Origin of the sequence: Telluria mixta (assembly GCF_029223865.1) — a bacterium.
GTDB lineage: Bacteria > Pseudomonadota > Gammaproteobacteria > Burkholderiales > Burkholderiaceae_D > Telluria > Telluria mixta.
Genome location: NZ_CP119520.1, coordinates 5,438,337 through 5,464,834 on the forward strand (window position 1 = coordinate 5,438,337; position 26,498 = coordinate 5,464,834).

Below are 26,498 nucleotides of genomic sequence, written 5' to 3' on the forward strand. Positions count from 1 at the left end.
CATGAGGAACCTGCTGGGTATCGCCGCGCTGGCCTGGGCCGTATCGGCCGGCACGGCGGACACGATCGATCTTGCCGGCGACTGGCGCTTCGCGCTCGACCGCGAAGACGCCGGCGTGGCCGGCCACTGGGAAGGCCGCACGCTGGCGGACCGCATCCGCATCCCCGGCATCCTGAATGCGCAGGGCTACGGCGACGCCGTCACGGCGCAGACGCCATGGGTGCTGTCGCTGTACGACAAGAACTGGAACCTGCGCGCGGACTATGCGGCATTTACGACACCAGGCCAGGTGAAGGTGCCGTTCCTGAGCCAGCCGCCGCGCCACTACCTGGGCGCGGCGTGGTACCAGCGCGATGTCGAGGTGCCGGCGGCCTGGCGCGGCAAGCGCGTCGTGCTGCACCTGGAGCGGCCTCGCTGGGGTTCCAGCGCGTGGATCGACGACCGTCCGCTGGGTGCCAACGTCTCCCTCGTGGCGCCGCACGACTATGACCTCGGCCCGCTGGCGCCGGGCAAACACCGCGTGACGGTGCGCGTGGATTCGCGCGTATTGATGGCGTACCGGCCGGACGCGCACAGCATCTCGGATTCGCTGGGCATGAGCTGGAACGGCATCGTCGGCAAGGCCGAGCTGCGCGCGACGTCGCCCGTCTACATCGCGGATGCCCAGGTCTTTCCGGACGTTGCGAGCCGCAGCGTGCTCGTGAAACTCAAGGTCGGCAATGGCGGCGGCAAGGCCGGGGCGGGGACGGTCACGGCCAACGGCCAGCGCATCCCCGTGCGCTGGACGACGGAGGGCGGCAATGCCGAGTTCCGCGTGCAGTACCCGAAGGACGCGCCGACGTGGGACGAGTTCCACCCGGTGCTGCAGTCGCTGAAGCTGCGCCTCGCAGGACCGGGCGCCGATGACGCGCGCGACGTGTCGTTCGGTTTCGTGCAGGTGGCGGCGCGCGGCACGGACATCCTCGTCAACGGCCGCCCCGTCTTCCTGCGCGGGACGCACCACGGCGGCGACTTCCCGCTCACGGGCTATCCGCCGACCGACGTCGCCTACTGGAAGAAGATCTTCGCGATCAACAAGGCGTGGGGCATCAACCATGTCCGCTTCCACTCGTTCACGCCACCGGAAGCGGCATTCCAGGCCGCGGACGAAGTGGGTATCTATCTGCAGCCGGAACCGGGCATGTGGAACCGGTTCGAGCCCGGTTCGCCCATCGAGACGGCGTTGTACGACGAAACGGAGCGCCTGATCCGCGCCTATGGCAATCATCCGTCGTTCCTGCTCCTGAGCCCCAGCAACGAGCCGTCGGGGCGCTGGAAAGAGGTGTTCGCGACATGGACTGCGCGCTTCCGCGCCGAGGATCCGCGCCGCCTGTACACGAACGGGACGGGCCACACGGAGCCCGTCGTGCCTGAGCTCGACAAGGACGTCGATTACCTCGCGGTGCAGCGCATCGGCCCGAAACCGCTGCGCAACAAGACGGGCTGGTTCGGGCGCGACTACGCGGCGTCGCTGGACGGCATCCGCGTGCCGGTGCTCGGGCACGAGACGGGCCAGTGGGTCGCGTATCCGGATTTTTCCATCATCGACAAGTTCACGGGCTACCTGCAGCCGGGGAATTACGAGATCTTCCGCGAGTCCGCCCGCCGCCACGGTGTACTGGACCGCAACCGCGAGTTCGCGCTGGCGTCGGGCGCGTGGCAGCTCGCGTGCTACAAGGAAGAGATCGAGGCGGCGCTGCGCACGCGCGGCATGAGCGGCTACCAGCTGCTGGACCTGCACGACTACCTGGGCCAGGGCACGGCGCTCGTCGGCATCCTCGACACGTTCTGGGAACCGAAGGGGTATGCGACGCCGGAGGCCTTCCGCCGCTTCAACGGCGAGACGGTGCCGCTGGCCCGGCTGACGCGCCCGGTCCTCGCGTCGCGCGACACGTTCGATGTGCCAGTGGAGATTGCGCACTACGGCGCGCAGCCGCTGCAAGGCGCGCGGCCGTGGTGGCGCATCGAGGACGATGCCGGGCGTGCGGTCCTGGAAGGGCGGTTCGCTGTGCTCGATATCCCGATCGGCAAGAACATCCCGCTGGGCCGCGTCGCGGCCGATCTTGCGCGGCTGCCGGCGCCCGCGCACTACCGGCTCGTCGTGGGACTGGACGGCACCGCCGTCGCCAACGACTGGAATTTCTGGCTGTATCCCGACAAGGTGGATGCGGCCGTCCCCGCCGGCGTGCTCGTGACGCATGCGTGGCCGGACGCCGAGGCGCGGCTGGCGCAGGGCGGCAAGGTGCTGTACCTGCCGCGCAAGGCGGACCTGGACTGGACGTCGCCGCCGCTCGCGGATGTCCCCGTGTTCTGGAACCGCTTGATGAATCCCGCGTGGTCGCGCATGCTGGGCCTGTGGGTCGACCGCGCGCATCCCGCGCTCGCGGGGTTCCCGACCTTCGATCACGTGGACTGGCAGTGGAGCGACCTCGTGGCGGGCGCCCGCGCGTTCAACCTGGAACGCCTCCCGGCCGGGCTGCGGCCCATCGTCCAGCCCATCGACGACTGGAACCGCAACTACCGGCTCGGCACCGTGTTCGAGGCGAAGGTGGGCAGCGGCCGGCTGATGGTGGCGACGTTCGACCTCGAGAGCCGCCTGGACGAGCGTCCGGCCGCGCGCCAGTTGCGCCGCTCGCTACTGGACTACATGGCCGGTCCGCGCTTCGCGCCGGCGACGGCCATCGATCCCGCCACGCTGCGCGCCAGCCTGTTCGACACCCGCGTGATGAAAAAGCTCGGCGCGACCGCAAGCGGGTGGCCCGATGCGGCGCATGTCATCGACGGCGACCCGAATACGTATAGCGTTGTCGCGGTGAAGGGCGACGTACCGCGTCCGCAGCCGGCCTTGACGATCGCGTTCGCGCAGGCCGTCCCGTTCGACGGTCTCGTGCTGATGCCGCGCCAGAACCACCGCGACCACGAGGGCGACGTACGCGAATGGCGTATCGAAGCCAGCGACGACGGCACGACGTGGCGCGACGTGGCCCAGGCGGCGTTGGCGTCAACCTTCGATCCGCAGACCGTGCGCTTCGGGCAGACCGTCACCGCGCGCTGGCTGCGGCTGACGGCCCTGTCCGGGTTCGGTGCGGACAGGGCGAGCGCGCTGGCCGACGTCGCGGTGCTGTACGCCGGCCCGCCGCTGCCGGACGAAGCGGGCGAACTGGAATACAAGCGGTCGCGGTCGACGTCGGCGGACGTCGACGAGGCGGGGATGGACGACAAGCCACGCAAGCGGGCACGCTGAAAACATATCGGTCGCGCGAAAAAATTCATTGGCCGGGTGGACGCCACGCGACTATGATCCGATCATCGCCGCCAGACTGCGTTCTTTTTGGAGCTCCGATGTATCGCTTGACCGTACGCGCCTTGCCGGCGCTGGCCCTGTGCCTCGCCACCGCGTTCGCGCCGGCCCATGCCGCCGAACCCGTATTCCACAATCCGCTCGTGCAGCAGCGCGCGGACCCGCAGGTGAGCCTGCAGCCGGACGGCTGGTACTACTATACCGCGACCGTGCCGGAATACGACCGCATCGAAATCCGCCGCGCGCGTTCGCTCGACGACCTGGGCGCCGCGCCCGCGAAAACCGTGTGGCGCAAGCACGCGACCGGCGTGATGGGCGCGCACATCTGGGCGCCGGAGATGCACCGCATCGACGGCAAGTGGTATATCTACTTCACGGCCGGCAGCGCCGAGCACCCGTGGGAGATCCGCCTGTACGCGCTGGAAAACGCGTCCGCCGATCCGTTCGCGGGCGAGTGGGTCGAGCGCGGCCAGGTCAAGACGGGCTGGGAATCGTTCTCGCTGGACGCCACCACGTTCGAACACCGCGGCCAGCGCTACCTCTTGTGGACGCAGACGGCACCCGACGGCAGCAAGGGTACCAACATCTATCTCGCGAAGATGGATACGCCCCTGTCGATCAAGGGCCCGGCCGTGCTGCTGACGAAGCCCGAGTACGCGTGGGAGAAAGTCAAATTCGCCGTCGACGAGGGCCCGGCCGTGCTGGTGAGCCACGGCCGCGTGTTCGTCACGTTCTCGGCGAGCGCGACGGATGCGAATTACTGCCTCGGCATGGTCAGTGCGCCGGCCGACGCGGACCTGCTCGACGCGAAGTCGTGGACCAAGCTGCCGGAGCCCGTCTTCAGGAGCAGCGAGAAGAACGGCCAGTGGGGCCCTGGCCACAACGCGTTCACGACGACGCCGGACGGCAAGACCGACGTGCTGGTCTACCACGCGCGCAACTACCGCGAGATCCAGGGCGATTCGCTGCACGACCCGAACCGTCATACGCGCGCGCAGGTCATCCGCTGGCGCGCGGACGGGATGCCGGATTTCGGCGAGCCGGTGGCGGATGCTCCCCGGTAATCCGACCGTTGCTTTACCGCCGGGCACACTGGCAATGTGACCGGAAAGTCTGGTATTGTTGTCGCCGTCGCAACAAAAAACAAGACGGAGGACACAATGAACGGTGCGGGCGGTACGAACGGGGGAACGGGCCAGTTCTTCCTGGGGCTGGTCCTGATGTGCGGGGGCTTCTACCTGCTGCTCAACAGCGTGGTGGTGAGTTCCAGCTTCGGCCTCGGCACGCGCCTGTTCGGCGTGGGCGGCTACGGCATCACGGGCGGGATCGTGCTGATTCCCCTCGTGATCGGCATCGCCATGATCTTCTACAACGCCCGCAACGTGCTGGGCTGGCTGCTGTCCATCTGCGCATTCGCCGCGCTCGTCTTCGGCGTCATCGCGTCCGTGAACATGTCGTTGCGCACGATGTCGGCGTTCGAACTCATCTGTATCCTCACGCTGGCCTTCGGCGGCCTCGGACTGTTCCTGCGCTCGCTGCGCAGTGCAGCCCGCGAGGAAGAAGCGGCGGCGGCGCCCGAACGCCGCCTGCGTTCCTGATCAGCGGATGCCCGCCTCGGTCTCCTGGCGCAGACGTGCGCGCCAGGCGCCCAGGGCGGACAGCGCGGCATGGAATTTACGTTCGATCAGGTCGGCCTCGACCGGAGTGACGGTGCCGTCGAGCAGGGCGGTCGACACCGCTTCGGCTACGGCGCCCACGTCGCTCATCACGCGGCAGACGGTCTGCGACAAATCGTCCTGGCGCGCCTGTTCCGGCTGCGGCACGACGAACGCCGCCATCCCGTGGCGCACCAGCAGCGCGTGCAGCGGCAGGTGCGCTTCCTGCACGCCGGCCTTGTGGCAGCATTCGACGATCTGCGACACCTCTTCGAACGACGGATAGTGCGATGCGATCGTGGGCGACAGCTTGTTGCGCAATACATTGGCGGACATGTCGAGCTCGCGCGCGAGCGCGTCGATGCCGCCCGGGTACTTGCGCGCCACCGTGTACAGGGCATCGTGCTGGTTCATGTCGAGGTAACGGCGGGTCATGGTATTCCTTTGCTAATTTTACCGGTGCGTGCGACCATCGCGGTCGTTATGCTAATTCTAACTTTCGATCGCTTCCATGACCATGTTGAAGTCTTATAACGTCGCGTTCGTGCTGGCCCTGCTGCTCTCGCTGGCGCATGTGGGCGCCGTCGACGCGAAGCCGTCCTCGTCGAGCTCCTTCAAGAGCGGCTTTTCGTCGCAGCGCTCGTCGTCGCCGTCGAAGCCGTCGTACTCGTCGGCGAAGTCGAGCGGGACCAGCTTCGGGTCGTTCAGCCGGCGCTCGTCGTCGTCCTCCGATGCGGCACCGGCACCGGCCCAGCCGAGCCGGTCGTCGGGCGGCTTCGGTTCGTTCGGCCGCGGGTCGACGACGCCGCAGAAGTCCGATTCGGCGCTGTCGCAAAAGCTGGACAGGAACACGTCGGAAGCGAACGCGCTGCGCACGCTGGATGCGCGCCGGCAGGCGCAGGCCGACGCGGCGAGGGACACCCGCCCGGTGCCCGGTTACGAGCAGGGACGAAGCGCGCCGACATATGCGCCGCCGCCGACGCAGCAACAGCAGCCGCCGGTGATCGTGAGGCAGGACAGCGGCCTCGGTCACGTGATCGCGGGCGCCGTGATCGCAAACGCGTCGCGTGGCGCGCATGCGAACAACAACGGCTATCCGGGCGGGTATGCCGGTGGAGCCGCGCCCGCGCCTTCCGGCGGCGGCACGTCGTTCCTCGGCGTGTTCCTGACCTTGTGCGTGCTGGCGCTGATCGGCTGGGGGCTGTACTTCGCGTGGCGCCGCCTGCGCCGCAGCCGCGACGCCAAGAAACCGAATTATTCGTTCGAAAGGAATTGACGAGAATGGCCTGGAAGGATGTCTTCAGCTACGTGCGTGCGGTGGCCGCGAACAAGGGCGTGACGAAGGGCGAGGCCCGCGCCGACGACGACGTGCCGCTGGGCGCGCGCATCGGCAGCGTCGTGCAGATCCAGATGTCGCCGATCATCCGCGCGCAGACGAACGGCTCGCTGATCGCGATGCCGGCGGCAGGCGATACCCGCATCCTCGCGGTGTCGCAGATCCGCCTGCAGCCTGACACGGAGCTGTACCGCCTGTACCTCGACAAGGGCGACGACGCGGCCGACGAAAAATTCCTGCAGGTGTTCTGCGGCGACGACGGCAAGGTCGCCGAAGTCCTGTACTGCACCCAGCTGGCGCGCATCATCCCGGAGACGGCAGACGACCAGGATGCCTACACGGGCATGGCCGGCTACGGCCTGGGCGATGCGGGCTACACGCTGTGGCGCGAGCAACTGGCCGACATGCTGGGCGCGGCGGAACTGGCGACCGTGTTCGGCGAGTCGGACCGCGTCGACTACACCCGCGATGCGGGTTCGCCAGGCGCGCAATTCGTCAGCCCGTTCAAGGGCCGCGAGACCCGCATCGACGATGCGGAAGGGCAGCGCGGCCTGCGCCAGGAAATGTATTTCATGCCGTACGTGCGCCAGCTGGCGGACGGCAGCCGCGAATATTTATTGATCACGACGGAGATCGTGGAAAGCGTCGATGGCGATGCGAACAAGCGGGGATTCACGTCGACTTCGTCATCGGCATCCCGATGGAGCAGGAACGCATCGTCATTCAATAACTGTAACACCGTTTTCTTCACCGCAGAAAGGAACAACAATGAGCAACGCTAGTGGATGGGGCCTGACCGCACGACTGGTCACGAAGCATTTCGGCGCACTGGGCAACCGCATCGCCGAGGTCATCGCGAACTTCGACCCCGAAACCGCGACCGAGGCCGACCGCGACCGCCTGGTCGCCACCCTGCGCGAGACGGCGCAATTGCTGGCGACGTCGCGCGCGTCGTTCGACAAGGAGCATGGCGACGTGGTGAACCTGCAGAACCTGATCGCCAACGACGAACGCGCCGCCGAGAAGCTGGCCGAGCGCCTGGCCGCCGGCACGATCTCGGAAGCGACCGTGACGATGTTCTGCGACGAGCTGGAATCGAACAAGGCACGCCTGCCGCAGGAAATCCAGGAAGAGGCGGATGCGAAGGCGTACATGGACGAGCTGCAGAAGATCGTCGATGCGCTGTCGAAGCAGCTCGCCGAATTCGACGCCCAGGCCAAGAAGGCGATGCAGGCGCTGGCCGCCGCCAACGCGCAGAAGGAGCTGCAGCAAATGCGCATCGAACGCCAGGAACAGCTGAACGGCCTCACGAGCATGCGCGGCAACTCGACGGCGCTGTCCGCGCTGACCCGGCGCGCCCAGGCCGTGACGAACGAGGCATCCGGCATGCGCATCGTCGCCGACATCGGCCAGAAGCCGCTGGACCAGCAGGCGGAACTGGATGCGATCCGCAAGTCCGTCAGCCAGCCGGAAACGGCCGGCGAGAGCGCGCTGGAACGCCTCAAGCGCCTGTCGGGCAAGACGGCGGCTTGACGATGCGATGCCCGGTCAGCGTGACCCGGTCAGTCGTTCGGCTGGCCGGGCTTCACCGCGACCTGCTTGATCGATCCATCGGCGCCGTATTCCAGCGGCGCGATGGCGATCGAACGGCGGTAACCACCGCCGCCCGGGAGCAGGGCGTCGTGGTAGAACACCCAGCTCTTGCCGTCGTGTTCGAGGATGGCCTGGTGGTTCGTCGAGATCTTCAGGTAGTCGATCATGACGCCGCGGTACGTGAAGGGGCCCATCGGCGAGCTGGCCGTCGCGTACAGGATCTGGCCGGGCCAGCCGGACGAGAACGTGAAGTAGTACACGCCGTTATGCTCGTGCATGAACGGCGCTTCGCCGTATTTCTTCTTCGGGTCGGAAGAAGGAAGGCCGTCGATCTTCACGATGCGGATCGGGCCGTCCAGCGAGATCATGTCGGGCTTCAGCTTCACGACCTTCGGCACGCGCGTGCCGAAGTACATGTACGCCTGGCCGTCCTTGTCGACGAAGACGGCCGGATCGATCGGCTCGTCGCCTGCATTCACGTCGCGCTCCCGGTCGACGAGTGCATCGTTGCGCGCATCGACGAAGCCCCCATCCGGCCGGTCGGACACCGCCACGCCGATCTTGTCGCCGCCGACGGGCGCATAAAAATAATACTTCCCGTTGCGGTAGACCGCTTCGGGTGCCCACGCCTTCGCGTCGGGACGCGCCCACTTGAACACGGTGACGGCGAGCGGCACGCCCGCGTCGCGCCACGTCTTCATGTCGGGCGACGTGTACAGGCGCCACGTGACGGAATCCCAGTATTTGCCGGTGTTCGACGCGTCGTCCGTCGCGTACAGGTAGAACTTGTCGCCCTTCGCGGCGGGGAAAAAGTGCGGCGACGGGTCCGCGTTGAAGCGCGAGGCGATGGGATGGCCCGTCTGCGGTGCGGCCGCGTGGGCGGCAAGGGCAAGCGACAACGTGGGAGCGAGAACTGCGAAGAAACGGCGTGTCAGGTGCATGGCGGCTCGTGGTCGAAATAGGAACGAGCACGCATGCTAGCACAGGTTGGGGAGTGAAATGATATCGATAACTAAATTTTCTCGCGCTGGGCGAAATCGTGCGCCAGGACCAGGAACAGCGCACCGCCGAAAATCCATACGTCGGCCACGTTGAACGAATACGGGTTGGCGATCCCACAGCAGCTCACGTTGATGTAATCGGCCACCGCGCCGTAGACGACCCGGTCGTAGGCATTGCCGAGCGCACCGCCGATGATGGCGCCGCATGCAAGCAATAACGGCCAGCCTGGCTTGTTGCGTGCCCAGAATGCCAGCGCCAGCGAGACGACGATACTGGTCGCGACGAGCAGCCAGCGGGCGTCGGCGCCGTTCAGAAAGCCGAAGTTGACGCCTTTGTTCCAGGCCATCACGAAATTCAGATACGGAGGCCAGACGGGGAGATGCTGCACGGTCGCCAGGTCGAGCCACTGGATGATGATGACTTTCGACAGACGATCCAGGCCGAAGAAGACCAGCGATGCGATAGCGATTCGGAGCAGGGGCATAAAGGACGTCATTCGTTGCATTCAGGGTGTGATCGGCTCGGGCCCGAACACGTCGTCGAAATGCGCGCCCTCGGCCAGCCGTGCCAGCGACGCATACAAGGTGCGCGGCGGATGCCGCTCGAGCACGTCGGCCGCCGCGCATTTGGCGGCCTGGTAGTTGCGCACGATCTGCCCTCCGTCGCCATGCCAGAAACGGCGCACGGTCGTCAGTTGCCGCACCTCGCGGATGCGCTGCCCGCCGACGGCGCCGCAGTCGATGAGGTAAGGCTCGCGCCGGTCGAGCTGCACGGCGACGCCTTCATCGAACCACACCGGCAGCTTGACGGCACGGGTCCAGAACCCGAGTCGCTGCGCCACTTCGGCATGTACCAGCTCGTGGGCCGTGACGTCGATGCTGAAGTGCGCCAGATTCAATACCACCTCGGTGCGCAGCGGCGAGATGAATGCCGTGCCGGGGACGTCGTCCGCCAGGCCGAGGCGCGCCGCCTCCCGGTCATTGGCCGCGATGATCGTCGTCGGTCGCGCTACCGGGGCGCCGAACGTCCCGGCGATGCGTCCGCGGGCCGCGTGCAGGGCGGTCAAGGCGCGCCGGCGCTCCTCGAGCGGCAGATCGCGCGCGGCATACACGCCGTCGTCGATCTGCACATAGCCTTGCGCGCCGACGAAGGCGCGGGCCACCCAGGCGGACGAGCACAGCGCGCGGACGGGAAGGGCCAGTGCCGAGGCGAACAATACGAGCTTGATGAATTTTTTCATGGGGTCGTCATGGAGATGGGGCGGCGTCGAGCCGACGCTGCAGCATGTCCTGCGCCACCGCGAGCGCATCGGCGGATGGCGCCGCGACATCGGGTGTGACGCCTGTGCCTTCCCAGTTCGTGTGCGTGATCGGGCTGATGGAGCGGCTGTGCGGGATGGCGGCATAAAAGTGGTCGCCGAGGCGATACATCCCTATCGGATGGGCGCCGCCCCACGTCCGTTCTCCTATTACGGTGGCGCGTTTCAATGCCTGCATCGTATAAGTGAAGTCTTCGCCGGCGGACGCCGTACCCGGGCCGGCCAGGATCACGACGGGCTTCCTGCCGCCATAGCGTTTGCCGTCGAGCGCGCCCTCGGTCCAGGCCTGCGTCGTCCGGTCGGTATCGCGCGACCAGATGTCGTTCAGACGCGTGGGGCGGTCGACGAAATAGCTGATCAGCAGGGCGACCGATTCGGGAGCGCCGCCGCTGTTGTCGCGCACATCGATGATGAGCGCGTCCGTATCGGACAGCGCGTCCAGCGCGGATGCATACCGTCCCGCTACCGCGGAACGGGGCAGGAATGCCGATATCCGCAGGTAGCCGATGGCGGGGCTCAGGTGGTCGACCTTCTCGACGCCGTAGGTGTGGTTGCGGGCGGCGTTCGACATCGCATTCGTCATGCCGTCAGGCTCGCGGCCGGGCCGCAGGCGCGTCGGGCTGAACTTCACCTTCATGTGCAGATCGTGGGCCACGGAAGCCATGTCGGCCGTGAGCTGCGCGGCAAACTGTTCGCCGTCTGTCAGCGTGTCGTATTGGCCGTCCCGCTGCCGCTCGCGCAGGAACGTCGCTATGTGTCTTGCCTTGTCGGGGAAGACGTAGTGCTGGTCGAGCCGGGCAACGAGCGTATCGATCGTTTGTGTGCGCATGGCGCCGTCGACCGGCAAGCCGGCCTGGAACAGCTCCGGCAGTGCAATGACGGTGCCGGTCAGCCCCAGCGACAGCAACACCAGCAGGACGAGCAGGTTTCTCTTCAATTCTTTTCCTCCACGCTCGAAAGATTATCGGAAAGCCCGGCCGGGAAATGCACGGATTGTCACCTATCGGAAAGGTGGCGTCGGGCCGAACCGTGCTAAGCTCGGCTCATGCATAGCACGCACATCGTATTCCGCTCGATCTCCTTCTTCTCGCTGGCCGCAGCCGTCATCGGCAGCGCCCCGGCCGCGACACTGTCCGTCGGCCCGGGCAAGGCCTTTTCCGCACCATGCGCGGCCATCGCCGCGGCCCGGGATGGCGACACCATCGAAATTACCGGTGACACGACCTACAGTGGCGACACCTGCAGCATCAACCGCAACGACCTGACCATCCGCGGCGTCGACGGCCGCCCGCGGATCGACGCGGCTGGGAAGAATGCCGCCGACAAGGGTATCTGGGTGGTCAACGGCAACAACCTGACCGTGGACAACGTCGAGATGGTGGGCGCGAAGGTGATGGACGCCAACGGCGCCGCCTTCCGTCTGCAGGGTACCAACTTCACGTTACGTCATTCGTTCATTCACGACAACGAGAACGGTATCCTGGCGAACGCCAACCCGAACAGCGACATCGTGATCGAATACACCGAGTTCGGCCACAACGGCGGCGGCACGGGCCAGACGCATAACCTGTATATCGGCAAGGTCAAGAGCCTCACGTTCCGCTACAACTATTCGCACGATGCGAACGTCGGCCACAACCTGAAATCGCGCGCGATGACGAACACGATCGCCTACAACCGCTTCTCGAGCACGAATCCGGGCGAAAAGGGCAGCACGGCCTCGGGCCAGCCAAGCTACGAGATCGACCTCCCGAATGCGGGCACCTCCTACGTCATCGGCAACGTCATCCAGCAACCGGCTGCCAACCAGAATCCGACCATCGTGGCGTACGGCGAGGAAGGGGCGACCAATCCGGGCCAGGACCTGTACTTCGTCAACAATACGGTGGTGAACGACTTCGGCGGCGGGATGTTCCTGTTCGTCAGCGGCAAGGTATCGACGCCCGCGCTCATCCAGAACAATATTTTCGTCGGCAACGGCACACTCAGTACCCAGGCCACCGCGATACTGAAGAACAATTACCGTGTATTCGCCCCTGACATCGCCGATCGCTCGACCGGCAGCTTGCGGCGGTTTGCCAGCGCGCTCGTGATCGACGCAGGCACCGACCCGGGCAAGTCGGCCTCCGGCGTGTCGCTGGCGCCGACCGGGCAGTACAAGGACGTTGCGTCGGGCGAGGAGCGTCCCGTTGCGGGCGCGCTTGACCTCGGCGCCTATGAGGTACCCGGCGCCAGGGCCGGCGCGAAAGCGGTCACCTGGACCGAATGCGCCGCCGAGAGCAAGGTCTGCAGCTTCAGCGGCACACATGAAGTGCGTTTCGGCGGCGGGGGCATGTATACGTCGAAGATCGTGACCGCATCGACGCCCTGCACGGTTGCCGCGTTCGGCGACCCGGCGCGCGGCCAGGCCAAGACCTGCAGCTATGCCGACGTTACCGCGGTGGTGCCGGCGGCGTTGCGGAAAACCGCCGCCGCAAGCGCCTGGACGCCTTGCGCGGGCGAGGGCGCGATCTGCCAGCTCAGCGGCACCAACCGGGTGCGTTACGGGACCGAAAACAAGAACGTGACGAAGGTACTCACCGGTCCCGTGACTTGCTCGAACGCCACGTTCGGCGATCCAGACCATGGAGCTCTCAAGACCTGCAGCTTCCGGCCCGGGCGTTGACGACTCCTGGTGAGTTCGCCCGACTACTGCGCCGAGGGTGCGTTCAAAGCGGTACGGCAGATCCGGGCCGCCTGCCATCCCAACCAGGCGGCATTCGTCCAGAAGAAGACATAAGGCAAGGCGACCAGGGCCAGGCGGGCCGTGTCCGCGTAGAACGACAGCAGGATCGTGAACGCGCCGCAGAACGAGGCGAGCACGAAAGCCGCGCCATGCCGTGCGGCCGTTTCCGACGTGCCGGCCGCGAAGCCGATCAGCAGGGCGATGGCGAGGCAGATGGCGATGTCGGCGGCCGTGGCAACCCCGGAAAAGCGATGGTACAGGCGGGCGAGGACAACGACTGTCGCGAGGTATCCACCCAGGAAAACGGTAAGCTGGCGTAATGTCATCGGAAAATCAGGCAAGTGATGGCGTTTATCGGTCAACGCCCGCGGCAATGCGCGAATGCCGCTAGTATACATTCACTCAGGAAAACCTGCCGAAGGCCGGAACCTGGCAGGCGATGCGATTTTTTCGATCGTCTATTGCGTTCGAGCCCAGCACGACCCATCTAGGGGCTACCGAAACGTCGCCAGCCATGGAGGCCCGCCTTGAAACGCATCATTGCACTGTGGCGCACCGTCGCCGGTCAGGACCTGCGCCTGCTGTGGTTCGCCATCCGCCACGAGAACCGCCCCGGATGGCTGTTGCCGGCACTGGCCGTCCTGGCGTTGTTCGCCGTGGAGCCGCTGAATTTCGCGGTGCCCCTGCTTGGCACGATCGACGAGTTCGTGCTGCTCCCGCTCATCCTGCACGGCATCGCGACCATGCTTCCGGCACACGTCGTCGACGGTTATGCGCGCGTTGCCGACAAGCGCCTGCGGCGCCGGGCCTGATGGCGGCCGCCGACCAGGATTGCGTCAGGTCCGGCATGCGGGGAGCTTTTCCCGCTGCCGGTTGAGGTCCTTGACGAACTCTTCCGCTTTATCCTGCGGATAGGTCTGCACCTGGTCGTTGATCTTGACCTTGTTGAACACTTCCTTGCCCTGGCACGTGACGAGAACGACTTCGCCACGTCGAACCAGGGCGGAGCGCATGTCGGCCAGCGACAGCGCAATGCTGTGGTTGAGAAAATGCTTTACGCCGCTGAGCGCCATCGACCTCATCATGTTACCGAAAAAGCCTTCGTCCCTGGCCGGGGCGTCCTCCGGCTCCCCGACCTGCTTCATGCCGTAATCCGTGAGCTGCATATACACCGCATCGTCCTTCAACATCAATTCGGTCCATCGGCTCGTCGACTGCAGGGAGGGCTTCCCCGATGCGGGCTGCTGGCGGGGGCCGACACGCTCCGGGCCATCCCCTTCCTTGGCGTCCATGGAGATGGTCGAGGCGTGGGCAAAGGACGTGGTCGCAAGGATGGCGGTGGCGCACAGGATGACGCGGATCGTGTTCATGGTTTTTCCAAAGCCGATTGATAACGGGATGACGATAGCGCAAGCGGTACACTGCCGGCTCGCCGTTTGCGACGAACGGCGGTATTCGGGCGCCGGACGGTGATATCGCGCTGTCAGCCTGCACCCCGTTTCGCACGCGGTGCGGCGGGCTTCTTCGGCTTCGGTGGCGGCATGATCGCCGCTGTCTCGAGCAGCAGGCGGCGCAGCGCCTCCGGTTCGTCGAGCAGTTCGTCGGCGATCGGATAATCCTTGGCGCCGGGGTAGGGCGGCCCTTGCGGCAGGTCGGGCGCGAGGCGCGCGGCGGCGTCGGACGGTTTCACGAACAGGCTGCCGTCGCAGGCGAAGGCGACGACCTTGTCGTCCACGTACAGGGCGTATTCGCCGAACATCTTCCGGTGCGTCAGCCGCGCCCCCAAACCCACCACTTCCGCGACGTAGTCGATGAAGCCCTTGTCCGTTGCCATGCGCGTCCTCCGTGCCGTGATCGAAACCGCCAGCGTAGCCCGGCCCGGCGATTCGATCAAGACGTCAGAACGTCAGGTGCCCGTCGACGCAGGTGACGGCGTTGCCGCCGACCCGGATCGCATCCGGCCCGATTGTGAGGCGCAGGATGCCGGCCCGGCCGACGGCGGCGCCCTGGCTGGACAGGAAGTCGCGGCCGAACGATTCAACCTGGTCCGTGTGCCGCAGATAGGCGGCGATCGAGCCGTTGCCGCTGCCGCAGACCGGGTCTTCGTCGACGCCGTGCGCGGGCGCGAACGCGCGCACCTCGATGCGTGCGGCGGCGCCGTCGGCGTGCGGGCCGAACACGATCACGCCCGTGTTGCCGGTTGCGGCATCGTGCGCCTTCATGCGGACCAGGTCCGGCGCGGCGGCCAGCACGGCGCCGGCATCCGGCAGCTGCGCGACGACCCAGCGCGTTCCCGCATCCACGAGGCACGGCGGGGCGATGCCGGCCAGCGGCGTGCCGAGGATGCGTGCCAGTTCATCCGCCTGCGCTGCACCCAGCGGGGTGATCGTCGTCGCCGGCAGCTCGAACGCGATCCAGCGCGCGCCATCGTCCGCGCGCGTCACGTCCAGCCGGACCAGGCCCGCCGCGCATTCCTGTGTCAGGAGGCCGTCGCGCGGTGCGATCCTGCCCGCCTCCAGCAGCGCGTGCGCGGTGCCGATGGTCGGATGGCCGGCGAACGGCAGCTCGGCACCCGGCGTGAAGATGCGCACGCGATAGTCGGCGCCGGCCTGCGTGGGACGCAGCACGAACGTCGTCTCGGACAGGTTGGTCCAGTTGGCGATGCGCTGCATCTGCGCGGTCGAGAGGTCGTCGGCGTCGAACACGACGGCGAGCGGATTGCCCAGGAACGGGGTGGCGGTGAAGACGTCGACAGTCTTGAAAGGAAGGCGTGTCATGTGGGTCTCGTGTTGTCGGGATGGGACCAGTCTACGTAACGGCGGTGCGCACCGACAGGCACAGTCGGCCGATTGCGGCCGGCACTGTACTGGCGATCGGCCCTGCACGGTATCGCTGCGGTCGCCCGGACAACGATGTCCGTCGATGAGGGAAATTCGTCCGAACACCCGCCGCAGGGTGCGCGATCATCTGCCCTGAACCATGAACCGATCCATCGCCTTTTTCCTGTTCCCCGGCTTCCAGCTCGTCGACCTGGGCGCCATGACCGTGTTCGACCTCGCGAACAACGAGTATGCCGGCCGGCCCTACGACCTGCGCATCGTGTCCGCGCACGGGACGCCCATCCGCAGCGCGGCCGGCGCGACACTCCAGACGCAGGCGTGGCGCGAGGCCGACGGGGCATTCGACACCGTCCTCGTGTTCGGCGCGGCGGACCCGATCGTCCCGGACGCCGACACCGTCGCGCTGCTGCGCCGGGCCGCCACCGGCGCGCGCCGCATCGGCACGGTCTGCAACGGCACGGCGCTGCTGGCGCCGACCGGACTGCTGGACGGGCGCCTCGTCGCCGTGCGCGCGATGCACGCGGCGGGCCTGCAGAAGCGCCATCCGGCGATCCGCGTGGATCCGGAGCGCGTGTGGATCCGCGACGGCAAGATCTGGAGTTCGGCCGGGATGACGGCGTCGATCGACCTCGCCCTCGCGCTCGTGGAGGACGATCTCGGTGCGGACGTCGCGCTGGCCGTCGCGCGCAGGCTCGTGCTGTACCACTGGCGCAGCGGCGCGGACACGCAGTCTTCCAACCTGCTTGACATGCGGCCGAAGTCGGACCGCATCCGCACGGCGCTCGGCTATGCGCGCCGCAATCTCCGGCTGCCGCTGTCGATCGACGAACTCGCGGACCAGGTCCACATGAGCCGGCGCCACTTCACGCGCATGTTCCGCGCCGAGACGGGACAATCGCCGGCGCGCGCGATCGAGACCATGCGCGCCGAGGTCGCGCGCACGCTGCTGGAGAGTTCCACGTTGCCGCTCGACACGGTGGCGCGCGAAGCGGGATTCGCGAGCGCGAACCAGATGCGCATGGCGCTCGCGCGCGTGTACCGCCAGACTCCCCAGGATCTGCGCCGCCGCTCGGACTGACACCCCTATCCTAAGACAGGGTCGCCATGGCCCGGATCGCCCCGATCATGGCCCACGTCGGGAGGCTTGCCTTCCTACAATGATTGGCAACCATTCCACAGGAGTTGATCTTGTCCCATCCCACCTTATCCCGGCGCCGCTTCCTCGCGGCCGGTGCCGCCGCCGGCGGCGGCCTCCTGCTCCAGTTCGCGCTGCCGGTCGCCGGCGCCGCCGCCATGGCGTCCAGCGCCGGCGTCGCCCCCAACGCCATCGTGCGCATCCGTCCCGACGGCAAGGTGACCCTGACCATGCCCTATGTCGAGATGGGGCAGGGCACGTACACCTCGATCCCGATGCTGATCGCGGAAGAACTCGAGATCGACCTGAAGGACGTCGTGCTGGAACACGCGCCGCCCGACGACGCCAGATTCATCAATCCGGCCCTCGGCTTCCAGGTGACGGGCGGTTCGACGACGATCCGCGCCGCGTGGGAGCCCATGCGCCGCGCCGGTGCCACGGCCCGCATGCTGCTGGTGCGCGCGGCGGCCGGCCGCTGGAACGTTGATCCGGCCTCGTGCCGCGCCGAGCGGGGCACCGTGCTGCACGTCCCCAGCGGGCGCCGGCTGCGCTACGGCCAGCTGGTCGATGACGCTGCGAAGCTGCCGCTGCCGAAGGATGCGGACGTCGTGCTGAAACCGGCGAGCGAATTCCGCCTGATCGGCACGCCGGCGAAGCGCCTCGACACGCCAGGCAAGCTGAATGGGTCCGCGCGCTATGGCATCGACGCCGTCGTCCCCGGCATGAAGGTCGCGGCGCTGGCCATTTCTCCTGTGTTCGGGGGCCGCCTGGCCGGCGCGGACGACGCGGCCGCACTGCGGATCCTGGGCGTGCGCCAGGTCGTGAAGCTGGACGATTGCGTCGCGGTTGTCGCGGACAACATGGGCGCCGCCAATAAGGGCATCGCTGCGCTGGCGGTGCGCTGGGACGACGGTCCGAATGCCGGACTCGCGACGCAGGACATCGTGGTCGACATGGCCAAGGCGGCCCAGGGCGCCGGCGCGAAAGTGCGCACGGACGGCGACCCGGAGGCCGCACTGGGCAAGGCCGCGCGCGTGATCGAGGCGACCTACGAGCTGCCGTTCCTCGCGCACGCCGCGATGGAACCGATGAACTGCACCGTGCACGTGAAGCCGGACAGCTGCGAGATCTGGACCGGTACCCAGGTCATCACCCGCGCCCGCGCGGTGGCGGCCAAGGTCACTGGCCTGCCGGAGGAGCGCGTGACGGTGCACAACCACCTGCTGGGCGGCGGTTTCGGACGCCGGCTGGAGATCGACGGCGTCGAACGCGCCGTTCGCATCGCGCGCGAAGTGCCGCATCCCGTTAAGGTGGTGTGGAGCCGCGAGCAGGACATCCAGCACGACATGTACCGTCCTTACTTCTACGACCGCGTGCGCGCGGGTCTGGACGCGCAGGGCAAGGTCGTCGCGTGGACGCACCACGTCACGGGATCGTCCGTCCTGGGCCGCTTCATGCCGCCCGCATTCCAGAACGGTTTCGACCACGAGACGATGGATGGCGCCGAGGCCCCGCCGTATGCCTTCCCCGCGATCGGCGTCTCGTACGTGCGCCATGAACCGCGCAACATCCCGACCGCGTTCTGGCGCGGCGTCGGGCCCACGCACAACGTGTATGTCGTGGAGAGCTTCATCGACGAGCTGGCGGCCGCCGCCGGCGCCGATCCGCTGCGCTACCGCCTCGACCTGCTGGGCCACGACCCGCGCGCGCGCCGCGTGCTCGAACTGGCGGCCGAGAAGGCCGGCTGGCAGGGGCCCCGCGCGGGCAACACCGGGCGCGGGCTGTCCGTGCAGTTCGCGTTCGGCACCTACATGGCGCTCGTCGTCGATGCGGTGGCCGGGCCGGAGAACGAGATCCGCGTGCCGCGCGTCGTCTGCGCGGTCGACTGCGGCGCCGTGGTGAATCCGGACACGGTGCGCGCCCAGGTCGAAAGCGCCATCGTGTTCGGCATCAGCGGCGCGCTGTACGGCGACATCACGTTCCGCGACGGCCGTGTCGAACAGAGCAACTTTCACGATTACCGCGTGCTGCGCATGCACGAGGCGCCCAGGGTCGAGACGCACATCGTCGCGAGCACCGACGCGCCGGGCGGCATGGGCGAGCCGGGAACGGCCGCATTGATGCCCGCGCTGGCCAATGCCGTGTACGCGCTGTCCGGCCGCCGCATCCGCAAGCTGCCCATCGGCGCAACCCTGCCCACCGCCTGAATAAAGGAACGAACATGACCACATTGAACATCAACGGCAAACGGCAGACCGTGACGGCCGAACCGGATACGCCCCTGCTGTGGGTGCTGCGCGACGAGCTGCACCTGAACGGCACCAAGTTCGGCTGCGGCATGGCGCTGTGCGGCGCCTGCACGGTGCATCTGGACGGCCAGCCCGTGCGCGCCTGCGTGACCCCGATCTCGGCCGCGGCCGGGCACAAGATCACGACCATCGAAGCGATCGGCGCCACGCCGGTCGGCCAGCGGGTGCAGAAGGCCTGGGCCGCGCTGGACGTGCCGCAGTGCGGCTACTGCCAGTCCGGCCAGATCATGGCCGCGACCGCGCTGCTGAAGGCGATCCCGAAGCCGACCGACACGGACATCGACCAGGCCATGTCGGGCAATATCTGCCGCTGCGGCACTTACCAGCGCATCCGGCTCGCGATCCACCAGGCGGCGGGCGATGCGTAAGGTTCTCGTATTCCTGTGCGCGCTCGGCCTCGGCGCGGTCGCGCATGCGGGCGATGCGTCCCTGTTCGATCCGGTGGCCAGTGTCGTGATGGGCCCGCGCTGCATCAACTGCCACCAGGCCGACGCGCCGCGCCAGAAGGACTGGGGCGTCATTCACGCGCAGCAGGTCGTGCGCGGGGCGGACGGCCACGGGTCGGCCGCGCTGCGCTGCCAGGCCTGCCACCAGGCGACGAACTCCGCCGACGGGCGCGTGCCCGGCGTGAAGGACTGGCACCTCGCGCCGCGCAGCATGACGTGGCAGGGACTGGACAAGACAGCGGTGTGCCTGCAGATGCGCGACCCGGCCCGCAACGGCAACCGCAGGACGCCGCACGAGGTGGTGGAGCACATGCGCACCGATCCGCTCGTGCTGTGGGCGTGGCAGCCCGGCAGCAACCGCACGACGCCGGCGCTGTCGCATGACGATTTCGTGAAGGCCCTCGTCGCGTGGGCCGACGCCGGCCTGCCGTGCCCCGGCACGCCCTGAACTTTTTATCAAGGAATGACAATGAACACGCTGATCGAACAGATTCTCGAAGCCCACGGCGGCCTGGCCCGCTGGAAGTCGCATGACAAGCTGTCGGCCCACCTGAGCCAAGGCGGCATCCTGTGGCCGCTGAAAGGGCATGGCGGCAAGCTGGATGAAGTGGACGTGACAGTCGACCTGAAGCGCCAGTGGACGTCGCATGCGCCGTTCGGCATGGCCGGCCGCCGCACGGCCGTGACGCCGCAGTATGCCGCCATCGAGACGGTGGACGGCGCCGTGGTCGACTCGCTGGCCGACCCGCGCGCGTCGTTCGCCGGCTTCGGCCTGGAGACGCCATGGTCTGACCTGCAGCTGGCCTATTTCGTCGGCTACGCCATGTGGAACTACCTCACCTTGCCGTTCGCGTTCGCGGAACCCGGTTTCGGGTTCGAGGAACTGTCGGCGTGGGACAAAAACGGCGAGAAGTGGCACCGCCTGCGCGTCACCTACCCGGACACGATCGCCACGCACAGCCGCGTGCAGACGTTCTACGTCGGCGCCGATTTCAGGTTGCGTCGTCACGATTACGATGTGGACATCAACGGCGGCACGCCGGCCGTGCATTATTTCTCGGACTATGCGACGGTCGACGGCGTCAACCTGCCGACCCGGCACCTGATCTACGTGCGCAACCCCGACGGTGGCTACTCGACCGATCCGCTGGTCGTGTCCATCGCCGTCAGCGACGTGCGTTTCGGCTGAGGGCGCATGCACATCGGCAGCAAGATCCACGTGATGCACGCGCGGCCCCTGATGACGGCGGGCCTCGCGGCATCCCTGCACGACCCCGACTGGCGGGTGACGACGCACGACCTGGAGCCCGGCGCGGCGGCCGGCGCGGACCTCGTCATCGCCGACTACGACACGGGCCTCGCCATCGCGCCCGGGCGGCAGGTCCTCATCGTGACGCACCGCGACAAGGAAGCCGACGTGCTGCGCGCCTGCGCGGCGGCCGTGGCGGGCTACCTGCTGGAAGACGCCGACGCGGCGGAGCTGCGCTACGCCGTGCGGCGCATCCTGACGGGCGACCGGCACTACAGTCCGGGCGTGACGAAGCAGCTGGAAGTCGGCGGGTGCCGCGAGCACCTGACGAACCGCGAGACGGACGTGCTGCGGTTGCTGGCCGGGGGCCGGTGCGACAAGCAGATCGCGCGCGACCTGGGCATCGGCGTCGGCACCGTGCGTTGGCATCTGCGCAACCTGATGGGCAAGCTGGGCGTGTCGGCGCGGCTGCAGGCCGTCGTCGTGGCGGCGCAGCGGGGCATCGTCGGTATCGACGGCGTGGTGCCGGGTTGAGTGTAAAGGGACGTAAAGAAGGGTAAAAGAGTTTTATTCGACACACATGGCGCGCGCCGTCCTGCGCATAATTCGGCCAGATCTGCGACGAAAGGACGATGGTGAACACAGCGCGCGCACATGCCGGAACGATTCCGGTCCGACCCGCCCGGGAGGCGGCACGACACACAGCGGCGGCCTTGCCGCTCGTGCCGGCCGGCGTGCTGGCGCGCGCCGACCGCATCCTGTTCGTCACCCACCTCGCCATCGGCGATTTTACGTACCTGCAAGCGTGTCTGCAGGCGTTCGCCCGCGCGTGGCCTCACGTGCGCATCCACGTGTGGGTCGACGAGCGGCGCCGCACGGCCGATCCGGCCGCGTGGCCGCACCTGCGCAGGTACGCGCTGTACGACTGGCTCGCGGCCTGTCCATGGATAGCCAAGGTCTACGACAGCACGTACAGCCCGGCCGCGTTCGCGCAATCCGTCGACGAGGCGCGCGCGGAACGCTATCCCGTCGTCGCGTCGCTGGCCGTCGTCGACTGCCACCGTTATGCGCGGCTGGCGCGCCGCATCAGCCCGCACGGTTTCGTCGTGGGCCTGACGAAGCCGGCCGAGCGCCTGCTGCACGTGCCGTCGCGCTGGGCCGGCTACCGCAAGCTGGACGCGGTGCTGCCCGTGTACGGGCCCGCGGAGGCGGCGGATCGGCACATCAGCGACATCTACGCCGGGTGGTTCGCCCGCTGCTTCGGCGTCGACGTGCCCCCGGCCGCGCGTCTGCCGCGGCTGCACATCCCCGAACGCTGGGTACGCAGCGCGCACGCGCAGTTCGCGGCCTGGGGCTGCACGGTGGGCAAACCCGTCGTATTCGTGAACGCGTATTCGAAATCGCCGGACCGCACGTGGCCGCTGGAACGGGTGGCCGCGCTGGCGCGGTCACTGAAGAACCGGCTCGTGTGGCGCGGCGTAACCGTCGTCGTCAACGTCGTTCCGGAAGCGCTGGAGGAAGCGCGCCGGCTGTTCGAAGGACGGTCCGACCCGGACCTCGCGCACGTGCGCCTGTTCAGCGCGGACGAGCACTTCTTCCAGCTACCGGCCGTGATACGGCTGTGCAGCCTCGTGATCTCCGTGGAGACGGCCGTGATGCACCTGGCGAACGCGGTGGGCGTGCCGGTCGTCGCGCTGATGCGCCGCAACCACCCGGAATGGGCGCCGGTCGACCGGGCCCGCAGCACCGTGATCATGGTGCCGGAAGCGGACGACTGGGTCACGCGTATCGGCGTGGACGAGGTGCTGGCTGCCGTGGACGGATGCGATTAAGGCGCGTCGGTTTCCGGAACCGGTTCCTCGAACGACAGGCGGTTGTGCGACGGATCGCGGATCGTCATCTCGCGCGTCCCCCACGGCATCGTCTGGATGTGCGGGCGCGAGTATTTGAAGGACTTGGCCAGCAGCGTGGCCTGGTAGCCGTCGAGGTCGCGCACGGCGATGCGGATCGATGCGCCCGGGCTGCCGTCGCCGTAGTGTTCGGACAGGTGCAAGACGCAGTCGCCCAGCGACACCTGCATGTAGACGGGGAAGTCGCCGCCTTCGAAGCGGTGCTCCCAGTCGATCGTGAAGCCGAGGAAGTCGACATAGAATTCACGCGCCTTCGCTTCGTCGAAGATGCGCAGGACCGGGGTGACGCGGGACAGGGTGTACATGAGGCTTCCTTGTACGAATCAGGCGCTGCCGTCCCGGCCGGCGTCGGCGAGACGCTTGCGGTGCGCCGCGCCGAGGGCCAGGTAGAGCATGACGGCCACGCCGGCGAAGCCGATGCCCGCAAGCCAGTCGGCGGTCGCGCCCGAGCGCACGGCGTCCACGAGGCGCATGGCCGCAACCAGCAACATGCAGGCGGGGGCAAGGAAGCGTGAGTAGCGTGCGAAGAATGACATGGCGCGGCGGGATGGCAGTGAAACGGAAAGCATACCAGATCGCCGCGCCGTAAAGATCGCACTTTCTCACACCCGCATCGTCAGTACTTGTAGTTCAGCCCCAGCACGAACGACCGGCCCGAGTGCACGTACAGCAGCGTGTCGTTGCGTTGCGTGTCGCGGCCGTAGCGCAGCGGCGTGTCGTTCAGGTTCTGGCCTTCCAGCGACACGCGCAGCTGCGGCGTGATGTTGTACGAGAGGCTCATGTCGATGTTGGTCGAGCCGTCGACCATCGTGTAGTCGTGACCCGCCACGTCGCCCAGCACGGCGTAGATATAGCTGGAGCGGTGCGCCGCCGACACGCGCGCGCTGAACTTCGCATCCTCGTAGTACAGGGTCAGGTTGTGCGTGCGCGGCGACAGGCCCGTGAAGTCCGCCACCTGCGTCAGCTGCTCGTTGGCCGGGGTGGCCGGGTTGTCCACGCGGGTGATGTACGTGATGCGCGACTTCACGCGCGTCGCGTTGGCGAGCAGGCCGAAATTGCTCCAGAAGCCAGGCAGGAAGCTGAACGGCGCCTGCAGGTTGAACTCCCAGCCTTTCAGCGGGCCGCCCGCCGTGTTGACCTTGCGGCTGACGTTGACTTCCGTGGTCGGCAAGGTCTGGCAGATCGGGGCGCCCGTCAGCGAGCAGCCGTTCAGGATCAGGAGTTCGTTCGGCAGGCCCAGCGTGTTGTAGGGCACGCGCTCGTTGACGCTCTGGATGAAGCTCTTGATATCCTTGCGGAAGTGCCCGAGCGAGATCATCGCGTTCTTCGCGTAATACCACTCGGCCTGCAGGTCGTACGTGTTGGCGCGGATCGGGTCCAGGTTCGGGTTGCCGATCGAGACCGATTGCGCGATCGGCGACACGGTGGCATTCGGCGCGAGGTCCGTGTACTCGGGGCGCGACAGCGTCTTGCCGGCCGAGAAGCGCAGGAACACGTCCTTCGGCAGCTGCGCCGTCAGGTTGAAGGCGGGCAGCCAGTCGCGGTATTTCTTCGTGCCCGTGTTCGGCTGCAGCTGGCCCTGCACGTTGATCATCGCCATGGAGGTGGCCGTCGTCTCGGCGCCGCGCACGCCGGCGTTGCCGCGCCACGTCACGCCGAACAGGTCGTAATTGAAGTCGACCATGCCATACAGCGCATTGATCTTTTCTTCCACGCGGCGGTTCGTCTGCGCCAGGTAGTTGTATTGCGAGCCCGGTACGGCGTCGCAATGGCATTCCGTGTTGACTGCGCCGAGGAACTTCTGCAGGTCGACGGCCGCCCACGACGTCGGCACGCCGGTGCCGCCGAGGCCGGAGCCGAAGCCGCTGATCTGGCGCGAGATGTCGGCCATCGTCACGCCCGCCGGCAGGTTCACCGCGTTGGCGCTGTTGCCGATCTCGTAGTTCGTCCAGATGTTCTTGCGCGCGGAGATGCCGAAGTGGCTCGTCAGGTGGTCGTTGATTTCCCAATGCACGTTGGCGGCCTGGGTCTGCAGCTTGTTCGTCGTGTCCAGGTAGCGGCCGACGAACATGCCGCGCACGTTGCCGGCGGCGTCCTGCGGGGCCCACTGGAAGTTGGCGGGATTGCTCACGTCCATGCCGAAGTTGAGCGCCGGGACGTTGCGGTTGTCGCGGAAGTCCCACGAGAAGCCGTTCACGTTCGGCGCGTCGAACTGCACGGTCGCGCGCATCGGTTCGTTCAGGTTCGAGTTCGAGTTACCGGCCATGAAGTCGGCCTTCACCGTGTCGCTGAACTTGTGGCTGCCGGACAGCACGTGCTGGCGGAACTTGGTAGTGTACACGTCCAGCAGGCCCTCGGTGCGCACGTCCACGCCGTTGAACTTGCCGTAGTCCCAGCTGCCGTTCTGGTCGAAGTGCGCGTCCAGGATCGACGTCTGCGGCTTGCCGTTCGAGCCCAGGTTGCGGCCGAACGAGATCGCCTCGATGTAGTTGTCGTAGCGTTTATTGGCGAACTTGCCGTACATGAGGTCCAGATTCAGCTCGCTGTCAGCATTGCGCCACTGGTACGAGTTGGTGATGCCGGTGCGCTGGTAATCCGTCTGCGAGCGGCGGTAGCGCGGGATGCGCGGCGCGAACGCGCCCGAGCCGGCGGCGGGATTCGCGACCGTGCCGCCGTAATTGTCCTTGCGGCCCATGACGCTGTTGTAGGCCGTCGGGTCGGTCGCACGCGGCATGCCGGTGCCGCACGTCGTCGCGGTGATGCCCTTGATCGCATCGTTGCCCGGGACCTGCGGGGAGACGCCCACGGGCGAGCAGAAGCCGCCGTCATTGCTCGCGCTGAGCAGTTCCACGGCCTCGTAGCCTTCCTCCGTCGCGCGCCGTTTCGAATACGCGGCGGAGAGCAGGGCGCCGATCTTGCCGTAGCCGGTGTCCCAGCGGTCCGACAGCAGGGCGGTCACGCGCGGCTGCGTCTTCCCGCTCAGGGAGTTGTGGCTTTCCTGGCCGCCGATGCTGAACGTGCGGCCCTTGAAGTCGAACGGCCGCGCCGTGCGCAGGTCGACGGTGGCGCCCAGCGATCCTTCCTCGATGTCCGCTTCCGACGTCTTGCGCACTTCGAGGCTGTTGAACAGCTCCGAGGCAAACACGGAAAAGTCGAAGCCGCGGCCGCGGTTCGTGCTGCCGTTGATGTCCGACGCGCCGGTCGCCGCCACGCCTTCGATGCCGTTGATGCGCACGCGCGTAAAGCCCGCGTTCAGGCCGCGCACGGTGATCTGCTTGCCTTCGCCGCCGTCGCCGCGCGCCAGCGCCACGCCGGGCACGCGCTGCAGCGATTCCGCGAGGTTCGCGTCGGGGAACTTGGCGATGTCCTCGGCCTTGATCACGTCGATGATGCCGTCGCTGTTCTTTTTCGTGTTCAGCGCGCTGTTCAGGCTTGCGCGAAAGCCCGTCACGACGACGACGCTGTCGGGCGATTTGCCGTCGGCGCTGGTCGTGGCGGCAGGTGCGGCGTCGGCCGCGGCGGCAGTCTCCTGGCCGTGCGCGTGCAGCGACGCGAGCATGGCGAGGACGCCGACGCTGATGCGGCTGCGGCGCGAGAGGGGATGAAAGGTCCGAGGGTGTCCAGTGAATTGCATCGTGTT

27 protein-coding genes are annotated in these 26,498 nt (G+C 67.3%); 15 read left to right on the forward strand and 12 right to left on the reverse strand.

The features are described 5' to 3' along the window. The first annotated feature begins 1 nt into the window (after nucleotide 1). The 3 genes from P0M04_RS24020 to P0M04_RS24030 all read left to right on the forward strand — a co-directional run bounded on the left by P0M04_RS24020 (nucleotide 2) and on the right by P0M04_RS24030 (nucleotide 4,938). A complete protein-coding gene (locus P0M04_RS24020; RefSeq protein ID WP_259449267.1) occupies nucleotides 2-3,283 on the forward strand; it encodes a DUF8487 domain-containing protein in 3,282 nt (1,093 codons plus the stop codon). A 98-nt stretch (nucleotides 3,284-3,381) separates the two neighbouring features. Further along, the gene (locus tag P0M04_RS24025) at nucleotides 3,382-4,404 is read left to right on the forward strand and encodes a glycoside hydrolase family 43 protein (RefSeq protein ID WP_259449266.1); all 1,023 of its coding nucleotides are present in this window, start codon (nucleotides 3,382-3,384) and stop codon (nucleotides 4,402-4,404) included. A gap of 96 nt (nucleotides 4,405-4,500) precedes the next feature. Then, nucleotides 4,501-4,938, forward strand: coding sequence for a hypothetical protein (locus P0M04_RS24030; protein WP_259449265.1), 438 nt, complete (start codon nucleotides 4,501-4,503; stop codon nucleotides 4,936-4,938). On the opposite strand, the gene P0M04_RS24035 is transcribed toward P0M04_RS24030, so the two are convergent. After that, nucleotides 4,939-5,430, reverse strand: a complete 492-nt coding sequence (locus tag P0M04_RS24035) for a phage regulatory CII family protein (protein WP_056125469.1) — start codon at nucleotides 5,428-5,430, stop codon at nucleotides 4,939-4,941. Nucleotides 5,431-5,506: 76 nt separating this feature from the next. On the opposite strand from P0M04_RS24035, the gene P0M04_RS24040 reads away from it, so the two are divergent. The 3 genes from P0M04_RS24040 to P0M04_RS24050 are packed head-to-tail and all read left to right on the forward strand — an operon-like array spanning nucleotide 5,507 to nucleotide 7,864. Continuing rightward, nucleotides 5,507-6,271, forward strand: a complete 765-nt coding sequence (locus tag P0M04_RS24040; RefSeq protein ID WP_259449264.1) for a hypothetical protein — start codon at nucleotides 5,507-5,509, stop codon at nucleotides 6,269-6,271. 5 nt (nucleotides 6,272-6,276) lie between these two features. After that, entirely contained in the window at nucleotides 6,277-7,113 is an 837-nt protein-coding gene (locus tag P0M04_RS24045; RefSeq protein WP_281042087.1) for a DUF2491 family protein, read from the forward strand. Then, nucleotides 7,100-7,864, forward strand: a complete 765-nt coding sequence (locus tag P0M04_RS24050) for a hypothetical protein (RefSeq protein WP_259449262.1) — start codon at nucleotides 7,100-7,102, stop codon at nucleotides 7,862-7,864. Before P0M04_RS24045 ends, P0M04_RS24050 begins: the two co-directional genes overlap by 14 nt. A 29-nt stretch (nucleotides 7,865-7,893) precedes the next feature. Here P0M04_RS24050 and P0M04_RS24055 read toward each other — a convergent pair whose 3' ends face one another. The 4 genes from P0M04_RS24055 to P0M04_RS24070 form a co-directional block, all read right to left on the reverse strand. After that, nucleotides 7,894-8,865, reverse strand: coding sequence for a family 43 glycosylhydrolase (locus P0M04_RS24055; protein ID WP_259449261.1), 972 nt, complete (start codon nucleotides 8,863-8,865; stop codon nucleotides 7,894-7,896). A 71-nt stretch (nucleotides 8,866-8,936) separates the two neighbouring features. Then, complete coding sequence (lspA, locus tag P0M04_RS24060; protein WP_259449260.1) at nucleotides 8,937-9,410, reverse strand: signal peptidase II; 474 nt, start codon at nucleotides 9,408-9,410, stop codon at nucleotides 8,937-8,939. A gap of 21 nt (nucleotides 9,411-9,431) precedes the next feature. Then, nucleotides 9,432-10,166: a hypothetical protein gene (locus P0M04_RS24065; RefSeq protein ID WP_259449259.1), complete on the reverse strand. Its 735-nt coding sequence runs from the start codon at nucleotides 10,164-10,166 to the stop codon at nucleotides 9,432-9,434. A gap of 7 nt (nucleotides 10,167-10,173) precedes the next feature. Continuing rightward, the gene (locus tag P0M04_RS24070) at nucleotides 10,174-11,181 is read right to left on the reverse strand and encodes a S41 family peptidase (RefSeq protein ID WP_259449258.1); all 1,008 of its coding nucleotides are present in this window, start codon (nucleotides 11,179-11,181) and stop codon (nucleotides 10,174-10,176) included. A 108-nt stretch (nucleotides 11,182-11,289) separates the two neighbouring features. Here P0M04_RS24070 and P0M04_RS24075 point away from each other — a divergent pair, with 108 nt between their 5' ends. Beyond that, nucleotides 11,290-12,909 carry a right-handed parallel beta-helix repeat-containing protein gene (locus tag P0M04_RS24075; protein ID WP_259449257.1) on the forward strand — a complete coding sequence of 540 codons (1,620 nt, stop codon included), beginning with the start codon at nucleotides 11,290-11,292 and terminating at the stop codon, nucleotides 12,907-12,909. A gap of 23 nt (nucleotides 12,910-12,932) precedes the next feature. Here the strand turns inward: P0M04_RS24075 and P0M04_RS24080 are convergent, their stop codons facing one another. Further along, nucleotides 12,933-13,295 (reverse strand): hypothetical protein, encoded by a 363-nt coding sequence (locus P0M04_RS24080; RefSeq protein WP_259449256.1) that lies wholly within the window; start codon nucleotides 13,293-13,295, stop codon nucleotides 12,933-12,935. A gap of 201 nt (nucleotides 13,296-13,496) precedes the next feature. On the opposite strand from P0M04_RS24080, the gene P0M04_RS24085 reads away from it, so the two are divergent. Next, on the forward strand, nucleotides 13,497-13,781 hold the full coding sequence (locus P0M04_RS24085; protein ID WP_259449255.1) for a hypothetical protein: 285 nt from the start codon (nucleotides 13,497-13,499) through the stop codon (nucleotides 13,779-13,781). A 24-nt stretch (nucleotides 13,782-13,805) separates the two neighbouring features. Here the strand turns inward: P0M04_RS24085 and P0M04_RS24090 are convergent, their stop codons facing one another. From P0M04_RS24090 to P0M04_RS24100, 3 genes are all read right to left on the reverse strand, one after another. Continuing rightward, nucleotides 13,806-14,339, reverse strand: a complete 534-nt coding sequence (locus P0M04_RS24090) for a hypothetical protein (RefSeq protein ID WP_259449254.1) — start codon at nucleotides 14,337-14,339, stop codon at nucleotides 13,806-13,808. A 113-nt stretch (nucleotides 14,340-14,452) separates the two neighbouring features. Then, entirely contained in the window at nucleotides 14,453-14,803 is a 351-nt protein-coding gene (locus P0M04_RS24095; RefSeq protein WP_259449253.1) for a TfoX/Sxy family protein, read from the reverse strand. Between the two features lie 64 nt (nucleotides 14,804-14,867). Next, on the reverse strand, nucleotides 14,868-15,746 hold the full coding sequence (locus P0M04_RS24100; RefSeq protein WP_259449252.1) for a PhzF family phenazine biosynthesis protein: 879 nt from the start codon (nucleotides 15,744-15,746) through the stop codon (nucleotides 14,868-14,870). 202 nt (nucleotides 15,747-15,948) lie between these two features. Here P0M04_RS24100 and P0M04_RS24105 point away from each other — a divergent pair, with 202 nt between their 5' ends. The 7 genes from P0M04_RS24105 to P0M04_RS24135 all read left to right on the forward strand — a co-directional run bounded on the left by P0M04_RS24105 (nucleotide 15,949) and on the right by P0M04_RS24135 (nucleotide 22,780). Continuing rightward, entirely contained in the window at nucleotides 15,949-16,887 is a 939-nt protein-coding gene (locus P0M04_RS24105; protein WP_259449251.1) for a GlxA family transcriptional regulator, read from the forward strand. Nucleotides 16,888-16,997: 110 nt separating this feature from the next. Beyond that, a complete protein-coding gene (locus P0M04_RS24110; protein ID WP_259449250.1) occupies nucleotides 16,998-19,151 on the forward strand; it encodes a xanthine dehydrogenase family protein molybdopterin-binding subunit in 2,154 nt (717 codons plus the stop codon). A gap of 14 nt (nucleotides 19,152-19,165) precedes the next feature. After that, on the forward strand, nucleotides 19,166-19,621 hold the full coding sequence (locus P0M04_RS24115) for a (2Fe-2S)-binding protein (protein ID WP_036227903.1): 456 nt from the start codon (nucleotides 19,166-19,168) through the stop codon (nucleotides 19,619-19,621). Next, nucleotides 19,614-20,147 (forward strand): hypothetical protein, encoded by a 534-nt coding sequence (locus P0M04_RS24120; RefSeq protein WP_259449249.1) that lies wholly within the window; start codon nucleotides 19,614-19,616, stop codon nucleotides 20,145-20,147. Before P0M04_RS24115 ends, P0M04_RS24120 begins: the two co-directional genes overlap by 8 nt. A 21-nt stretch (nucleotides 20,148-20,168) precedes the next feature. Next, nucleotides 20,169-20,888: a hypothetical protein gene (locus P0M04_RS24125; RefSeq protein WP_259449248.1), complete on the forward strand. Its 720-nt coding sequence runs from the start codon at nucleotides 20,169-20,171 to the stop codon at nucleotides 20,886-20,888. 6 nt (nucleotides 20,889-20,894) lie between these two features. Then, nucleotides 20,895-21,482, forward strand: a complete 588-nt coding sequence (locus tag P0M04_RS24130; protein WP_259449247.1) for a helix-turn-helix transcriptional regulator — start codon at nucleotides 20,895-20,897, stop codon at nucleotides 21,480-21,482. Between the two features lie 98 nt (nucleotides 21,483-21,580). Then, nucleotides 21,581-22,780 (forward strand): glycosyltransferase family 9 protein, encoded by a 1,200-nt coding sequence (locus P0M04_RS24135; RefSeq protein WP_259449246.1) that lies wholly within the window; start codon nucleotides 21,581-21,583, stop codon nucleotides 22,778-22,780. On the opposite strand, the gene P0M04_RS24140 is transcribed toward P0M04_RS24135, so the two are convergent. The 3 genes from P0M04_RS24140 to P0M04_RS24150 form a co-directional block, all read right to left on the reverse strand. Then, nucleotides 22,777-23,163: a glyoxalase superfamily protein gene (locus P0M04_RS24140; protein WP_259449245.1), complete on the reverse strand. Its 387-nt coding sequence runs from the start codon at nucleotides 23,161-23,163 to the stop codon at nucleotides 22,777-22,779. The genes P0M04_RS24135 and P0M04_RS24140 overlap by 4 nt on opposite strands. Nucleotides 23,164-23,181: 18 nt before the next feature. Next, the gene (locus P0M04_RS24145; protein WP_259449244.1) at nucleotides 23,182-23,394 is read right to left on the reverse strand and encodes a hypothetical protein; all 213 of its coding nucleotides are present in this window, start codon (nucleotides 23,392-23,394) and stop codon (nucleotides 23,182-23,184) included. A gap of 80 nt (nucleotides 23,395-23,474) precedes the next feature. Continuing rightward, a complete protein-coding gene (locus P0M04_RS24150; RefSeq protein ID WP_259449243.1) occupies nucleotides 23,475-26,492 on the reverse strand; it encodes a TonB-dependent receptor in 3,018 nt (1,005 codons plus the stop codon). Nucleotides 26,493-26,498 lie beyond the last annotated feature (6 nt).